The organism is Novosphingobium sp. (assembly GCF_036733805.1).
In the GTDB taxonomy this organism is placed as follows: Bacteria; Pseudomonadota; Alphaproteobacteria; order Sphingomonadales; family Sphingomonadaceae; genus Novosphingobium.
This window is the reverse complement of the sequence record NZ_DAIMZT010000153.1, coordinates 1-1594: the sequence shown is the minus strand read 5'-3', so window position 1 is coordinate 1594 and position 1594 is coordinate 1. Positions and strand designations below refer to the sequence as shown.

3 protein-coding genes are annotated in these 1594 nt (G+C 60.2%); 2 read left to right on the top strand and 1 reads right to left on the bottom strand.

Going from position 1 to position 1594, the window contains the following annotated elements:
• Both V7D69_RS16115 and cobO read left to right on the top strand, forming a co-directional pair.
• A partial coding sequence (locus V7D69_RS16115; RefSeq protein WP_333606355.1) for a dimethylsulfonioproprionate lyase family protein occupies nt 1–246 on the top strand: 246 nt, incomplete at its 5' end.
• Nucleotides 243–887, top strand: coding sequence for a cob(I)yrinic acid a,c-diamide adenosyltransferase (gene cobO / locus V7D69_RS16110; protein WP_333606354.1), 645 nt, complete (start codon nt 243–245; stop codon nt 885–887). The genes V7D69_RS16115 and cobO, both read left to right, overlap by 4 nt.
• Before the next feature lie 15 nt (nt 888–902).
• On the opposite strand, the gene V7D69_RS16105 is transcribed toward cobO, so the two are convergent.
• A partial coding sequence (locus V7D69_RS16105; protein ID WP_333606353.1) for an MmyB family transcriptional regulator occupies nt 903–1594 on the bottom strand: 692 nt, incomplete at its 5' end.

Below are 1594 nucleotides of genomic sequence, written 5' to 3'. Positions count from 1 at the left end.
GGTCCCGGCGTGCATTATCCGGATCATCATCATGAGGCTGAGGAGATCTATATCCCTCTGACCGACGGCTCGCTCTGGAGCAAGGATGCCCAGCCATTCCTGCCGCGCTGGTCCGGCGAGATCATCCATCACCCCTCGAACATCCGCCATGCCATGCGCACGGAAGATAGGCCGCTTGTGGCGCTGTACCTCTGGCGCGGCGGGCCGCTAGCACAGAAATCGATCATATCAGGGAGAATGCAATGAGCGACGAATTGGCGGAAACCGGCGCGGACGCACCGAAGAGCGACGATGCTCGTCACGCCGACAAGATGGCCAAGAAGAAGGCCGCGCGCGACAAGATCATGGCGACCAAAAACGATGAGAAGGGTCTGATCATCGTCCATACCGGCAAGGGAAAGGGAAAATCCTCCTCTGCCTTCGGCATGATCTTCCGCCATATCGCCCATGGAAAGCCGAGCGCGGTTGTGCAGTTCATCAAGGGTGCCATGTGGACCGGCGAGCGCGATTTGATCGAGAAGCATTTCTCCGACCTCTGCCAGTTCCATACGATGGGCGAAGGTTTCACCTGGGAGACGCAGGATCGCGCCCGCGATGTGGCGGCGGCGTCTTCTGCCTGGGAAAAGGCCAAGGAACTGATCCGCGACGAGCGCAATTCCATGGTGCTGCTGGACGAGATCAATATCGCGCTGCGCTACGATTATCTCGACATCAAGGAAGTGATCGAATTCCTGAAGGCCGAAAAACCCTACATGACCCATGTCGTCCTGACGGGTCGTAATGCGAAGGAAGAGCTGATCGAGATTGCCGACCTCGTCACTGAGATGGAACTGATCAAGCATCCTTTCCGCTCGGGTATCAAGGGGCAGCCCGGCGTGGAATTTTGATCGCTGGCCGGGCGTTCAACCGCCCGGCAGTATCGCCTTCAGCGCTTCCGCTGTTTCCTGATTTGCGGGAAAGAAGGATTCGATCGCCAGTTCCGACAGGGTGACATCAACAGGTGTGCCGAAGACGGTCGTGGTGGACAGAAAAGACAAATGTCCCGCCTCGGTGATAAGCTCGAGCGGCACGGCAATGCCGGCGAAATCCCGTTCAGGAGCTGTCGACTTCGGCGCCGCCGGCGCGGGATAGGCCGATAGTTCCGCCAGCAGTTTTATCAGGATAGGATCGCCGGTTGCCGATATCTGCTGGCGCAGGCGCTCCAGCAGATGCGCTCGCCATTCGTGGAGATTGGCGATCCGAGGCGCGAGGCCATTCGGATGCAGGCTTAGCCGCAGGACATTGATCGGCCCCTCGGTCAGTGAGACATCGGTCACGCCGGCAAGCAGCGGTGTGACGGCGGCATTGGCGGCGACGAGCGTCCAGTGCCGGTCGACGGCCAGAGCCGGAAAAGGCTCGTGCCCTTTCAGCAGCATGTCGATGGCGCGCCGGGCCGGTGCGAGTGCAGGGTCATCCAGCTTGCGTTCGGGAAAGACCGGGGCAAATCCGGCTGCCAGAAGTATCGGATTACGTTCGCGCAGCGGCACGCCGAGTCTTTCTGCGAGATGCATCAGCATCTCGCGGCTTGGAAGCGCCCGCCCGCTCTCGATGAAGC